Genomic DNA, 5,978 nt, shown 5'->3' with positions numbered 1-5,978 from the left:
CCGTACAACACCCGCACCACAGTGTCCGGACACGCCTCCAACACCCGCCGCACCGCCACGGGCGACACCACATCACCACCCGTCAGCACCTCACGGACGCCACTGAAGCACGACGGATCCTGCTCCGCGATCACACGGAACAGACCGGCCGTCAGATGGACGGAGGTGACGTCCTCCTGCGTGAGGAACTTCCTCAGGACCACCGAGTCGATCGGCCCGGCCGGGGCGACAACGACCCTTCCCCCGGAAAGGAGAGGAACCCACAACTCGTAGTTGGAGATGTCGAAGGCATGAGGTGCGTGGAAGAGGATCCTGTCCCGCGGACCGCTCTTCCACGACGAGTCCAGGACGAGCTCGGCCACGCCCCGGTGCGTGACGGCCACCCCCTTGGGCTCGCCCGTCGATCCCGACGTGTACATCACATATGCCAGGCCTTCGGCCTCCACACGGACCCCGCCGGACAGCGCGTCCGCCCTCTCCCCGGGCAGCGCCCCCGCGGCGACACCCGCCACGTCGACCACCTGAACGACGTCGGCCAGCACAGCGGCATCCGTCGGGCGGTCCGTGAGCAGCAGCCGGGCACGGGAATCCTCCACCACGAGCCGACGCCGTTCCGCCGGATAACCGTCGTGCAGCGGCACGTAGAACGCACCGGTCTTCAGTACGGCGAGCAGCACCACCACCAAGTCGGAGGATCGTTCCATCCAGACGGCGACGGCCTGCCCCGGTCCCGCGCCCCTGTCAATGAGGTCGCGGGCCAGGGCATTCGCCCGCGCGTCCAGTTCGGCGTAGGTGATCTCCGCTCCGCCACCCACCAGAGCAACCGAGTCCGGAGTCGCACACACCTGCGTCCGGAAAAGGTCGACCACAGTGCTGGCGGGCACCTCATGGACGGTGCCGTTCCCTACAGCCAGGATCCGCTCACGTTCGGCCGGGCCCAGGACGTCCACGTCACGGACTGGGGTGTCGGGTGCGGCGACAATTGTTTCGAGGACCCGGATCAGTCGCGCCGCCAGCTGCTCGACGGCCTCCTGGTCGAAGGCGTCCTCCCGGTAGTCGAGGCGCAGGCCGAGCTCCTGCCCGGGCAGGACCATGAGGCTCAGCGGGTAGTGGGTCGCGTCGTGACCGGCTACGTCGATGACCTCGATGTCGGTACCGAGCCCGGCCGAGGCGACCTGGTCGACGGGGTAGTTCTCGAAGACGACGACGGTGTCGAAGAGTTCGGCCCGCCCGACGGTCTTCTGGATTTCGGCGAGCCCGAGGTGCTGGTGGGGCATCAGGCGTGCCTGCTCGTCCTGCAGGCGGGCGAGGGCGTCGATGACCGGTTGTGCGGGGTCGAGCCGTACGCGCACCGGCAGGGTGTTGATGAACAGTCCCACCATGGATCCGACTCCGGGGAGCTCCGGCGGACGTCCGGAGACGGTGGTTCCGAAGACCACGTCGTCCAGGCCGGTGAGACGGCCCAGCAGGACACCCCAGGCGCCCTGGACAAGCGTATTGAAGGTGAGGTTCCGTGAGCGTCCCAGTTCGGTGAGGGCGCTCGTCAGTCGCTCGTCGACGGTGAAGGTGGCCCGCCGGGGGAATGATTCCGCGGTGGGTATGCCCAGGTGGGGCACGAGGCGGGTGGAGTCCTCAAGTCCGCCGAGTTCGGCCGCCCATGCCCGGCGTGCGCCTTCGGCGTCCTGTCGTGCGGTCCAGGTGAGGTAGTCGCGGTACGGCGTGACCGTCGTGAGACGGGCCTCGCCGCGGCTCCGGTAGAGGCTGAAGAGCTCCTGGAACAGGACGGCGTTCGACCAGCCGTCGAGCAGGATGTGGTGGTTGGCCCACACGAACCGGTACTCGTCCTCGGCCACTCGGATCAGGGTGCAGCGGAGCAGCGGGGACCGGCTCAGATCGAACCTGCGGCTACGGTCCTCGGCGAGGAGGCGTTCGGCCTCGGCTTCGCGGTCCCCGGGCGCGAGGTGGGTGAGGTCGATGTCCTGCCAGGGGACTTCGACGTCCCGCATCACGACCTGTACGGGCTGTCCCGTCTTGCGGTGCTGCACACGCACCCGGAGGTTGGCATGGCGGGTCAGGACATCGTTCACCGCCTGGCGCAGCGTGGATCCGTCGACCTTGCCCCGCAGGGAGACGACGAGCTGAACGACGTACGTGTCCGCCGCTTCGTCGTCGAACTGTGCGTGGAAGAGGAGCCCTTCCTGTAGGGGCGACAACGGAAGGATGTCTTCGATACGCGACCGCTTCATTTCAAATCCTTCCGTTCAGTCTTCGGTCTCGGCGAATTCGAATGCGTCGATCTCGTCTTGGCTCAACCCCAGCAGGGGCACGTCGGACGGGGTCAGTCCGCCGACGCCTGGGGAATCGGCCGATGCCGCCATGTATGTCAGGCCCCGTGTGTAGGCCTCGGCGAGGCTCTGCACGTCGGCGACCGTCCAGAGTCGGCCGGGCCAGGCCCAGGTGGTCAGCAGTTCGGGTCCGCTGCCGGTGTCCCGCGCCACCACGTTGATCGTCAGGGCGTACGCCATGGGCATATCCGGGTCGGCACCGCCGCCGGCTTCGCCGTCATCGACGACCGACCAGGGTTGCGCTGTACCGCCCTGACCCGTGGGGGCCGGGACACGTCCGAGATAGTTGAAGAGGATGGGCGGTTCGGGGAGGGCTGCGAGGCGGTCGGTGGTCTCCGGGTTGAGGTACCTGAGCAGCCCGTACCCGAGGCCGTTGTCCGGAGCGGCCCGCAGCTGCTCTTTGACGTACTTGAGGGTGTCCTCGGCTGTCCGCCCGTCTTCCCGCCCGTCGCCGACTGCCCGCAGGTCGAGGCGGACGGGGGAGACGCTGGTGAACCAGCCCACGGTCCGCGAGACGTCCAGGGCGGGCGTGATCTGTTCCCGCCCGTGACGCTCGATGTCGACGAGGAACGGCGGGGTGCTTCCGTCGGGCCGTGACGTGCGGCTGCCGACGGCTGTCAACAGGGCCGCGAGGAGGACGCTGTCCGCACCGCAGTTGAAGGCCTCGGGCAAGGAGGTCAGCAGCGGCGCGGCCACGTCCGACGGCAGCGTCACTGTGACGGTCCGCGCCGTGCCCCACGTGTCGTGTGCCGGGTCGAGGGCCGGTACGGAACTCCACGGCGCCTCGGTTTCCTCTACGACCCCCTGCCAGAAGGGCAGTTCGCCGACCCTCCGCCCGGCTTCCGCCGATGTGTGTTCGGCCCAGCGGCGGAAGCTCGTGTAGACGGGCTGGAGGTCCGGTCGCCTGCCGGCCGCGATGTCCTGCCACGCGGAGACGAGGTCGGGTACGAGGATGCGCCAGGACACGGCGTCGACGGCGAGGTGGTGAAGCGTGATCACCAGCCGGCCGTGCTCGTGCGGTCCCGCGTCGAGCCAGACCGTGTGCAGCATCCTTCCGTCCGCCGGGGACAGCAGGCTCCTCGCCTCTTCCTCCTGCCGGACCACCAGTGTGCGGAGTTCGTGCTCGCCCAGGCTCGTGGCCTCGACGCTGGTGAAACACGACTCGGCGGAGACGCTGCCCGGCGGCAGCACCTCCAGCTGCCAGGTACCGTCCGCGTCGGCGGTAGTGAGCCGGGCTCTCAGGAGGTCGTGATGGTCAACGACCTCCTGCACGGCGGCGATGATGTCGTTCCGGACCAGTCCGCCCGGCGTCAGGAGGGTGACCGACTGGCTGAACCTCTCGATGGCACCGCCGCGTTCGCGTAACTGGTGCATCACGGGAGTCAGCGGGACCACGCCGGTGCCCGAGCCAGTTGTCTCCGCGTTCCGTGTATCCGCCTCGACCGCCACGGCGGCGAGCGCCTCGACGGTCTTCCGCTCGAACACCTGCTGCGGTGTGACCGTCAGTCCCGCCGCGCGTGCCTTTGCGACCAGCTGGATGGAGACGATGCTGTCCCCGCCCATCGCGAAGAAGTTGTCGTCCGCGCAGACCTCGCCGACGCCGAGTATGTCGGCGAAGACGGCGCAGAGGATGCGCTCCTTGTCGGTACGGGGCGCCCGGCCGCCGCCTCCGACGTAGTCGGGCACGGGCAGGGCCGTACGGTCGAGCTTGCCGGTCGGCCCGAGGGGAAGGGCGTCGAGTTGTATCAGGGCCGCCGGGACCATGTAGTCGGGCAGGGCTTCGGCAAGGCGCGGACGTAGGTCGTCGGGCTCGATGCGCATGTCGGCATCGGCGACGAGGTAGGCGATGAGCCGCTTGTCCCCCGGCCGGTCCTCCCTGACGACGACCACGGCCTGGGCCACGTCCGCAAACGACTCCAGCACTGTCTCGATCTCGCCGGGCTCGATGCGGAAGCCGCGTACCTTCACCTGGGTGTCGGTGCGGCCGGCGAACTCCAGGGTGCCTTCGGACCGCCACTTCACCCGGTCTCCGGTCCGGTACATGCGCGTCCCCGCGGCACCGAACGGGTCGGCGACGAAGCGCTCCGCGGTCAGGTCGGGCCGATCGACATAGCCGCGCGCCAGGCCCTCGCCCGCGATGTACAGCTCGCCGATCACTCCCCAGGGGACGGGCGCCAGCCCTTCGTCGAGCACGTACAGCCGCGTGTTGTCGAGCGGCCGGCCGATCGGTATGGAGGCCCGGTCGTCCGCACCCGGCAACAGGGAGTAGTGGGCGACGCACAGGGTCGATTCGGTCGGACCGTAGCTGTTCGTGAACCGCATGCCGGAGGTGTGGTCCATCACCTTCCGCACCGCGGAGAGGGACGCCGTATCGCCGCCGACGTAGACGTCGCGGAGGGTGCCGAAGCTCTGGGGTTCACTCTCGGCGAGGAGCCGGAAAATCCCCTCGTTGAACAGGCCCACGGTGACTCGCGCCCCGGCCATGGTGCGGGCCAGCTCGGGGATGTCCGGGGCCACACCGCCCGATGTGACGAGGGTGGCTCCGTTGAGGAGGCCGCCCCACACCTCGTAGGTGGAGGCGTCGAACGACGGCGAGGAGTGGACGAGGACACGGTCCTCGGTCGTGCATCCCCAGTACTGGTCGGAGACGAGCGCGACGACGTTGCGGTGTGTGACGGCCACGCCCTTGGGGCGGCCCGTGGAGCCGGAGGTGAACATGATGTACGCCAGGTCGAGCGGCCGCACCACAGGGGCGGGCGCGGCTGCAGACGGCACGCCCTGTGAGGGCAGATCCTCGACCAGCACCACGTCGATGCCGCGGCTGCGGTGTTCTCCCGGGATCAGGGCCAGGGTCTTCCGGTCGACCACGACGGCGATGCTCCGGGAGTCACCGAGGATCAGTTCCAGGCGGGCGACGGGGCTCCTGCTGTCCAGCGGCACGTAGACCGCTCCGATGTGCGCGACGGCCAGCGTCATGGCGATCTGGTCGGGCCAGCCGTCCAGCAGGAGAGCCACCCGGTCGCCCGGCCCGATGCCGCGCGAAGCGAGCCCGCTCGCGAGCTGCCGCACGCGCGTGCCGAGTTCGGCGTACGTGAACTCGATCTCGCCGCTCACCATCGCAAGGGCATCGGGGGTACGCGTCACCTGCGCCTGGAAGAGCTCCGGCAGTGTCGCTCCGGGGATCTCGCGGGCCGTGTCGTTCCAGTCGACGAGCAGGCGTCGGCGTTCGTCGGTGTCGAGCACGCCGACGGTACGGATCGGCCGGTCGGGGTCTCCGGCGACGGCTTCGAGGAGCCGGGACAGTCGCTCGGCAAGCTGCTCGACCGTGGTCCGATCGAACAGGTCGGTGCGGTAGTCCAACTCGCCCTGGATTCCGGTGGGGGATCCGTCGTGACCGAGGATCTCGGCGAGGTTGAACGACAGGTCGAACCTGGCCGCCACATCAGCGACAGGTTCGACCTGGGCGTGGATGCCGGGGAGGTCGAGGTCGGGTTGCGCGTTGTTGTGGAAGGCGAGCATGACCTGGAAGAGGGGGTGGCGGGCCATGGAACGCGCCGGATTCAGGACCTCCACCAGCCGCTCGAACGGCACATCCTGATGCGCGAAAGCCGCCAGATCCGCCTCCCGGACCCG

At 69.1% G+C, this 5,978-nt stretch carries 2 protein-coding genes; both read right to left on the bottom strand.

The window, feature by feature from the left end; all coding sequences use genetic code 11:
* On the bottom strand, positions 1-2,246 hold a 2,246-nt coding region (locus ACIBJH_RS48120; protein ID WP_399123412.1), incomplete at its 3' end, for a condensation domain-containing protein.
* Between the two features lie 15 nt (positions 2,247-2,261).
* Positions 2,262-5,978: amino acid adenylation domain-containing protein (locus ACIBJH_RS48115; RefSeq protein WP_399123411.1), on the bottom strand; the 3,717-nt coding region annotated here is incomplete at its 5' end.

Source organism: Streptomyces sp. NPDC050548, from assembly GCF_044457385.1.
GTDB lineage: Bacteria > Actinomycetota > Actinomycetes > Streptomycetales > Streptomycetaceae > Streptomyces.
Note: the sequence above shows the minus strand (reverse complement) of the source record. Positions and strands in the feature narration are given on the sequence as shown.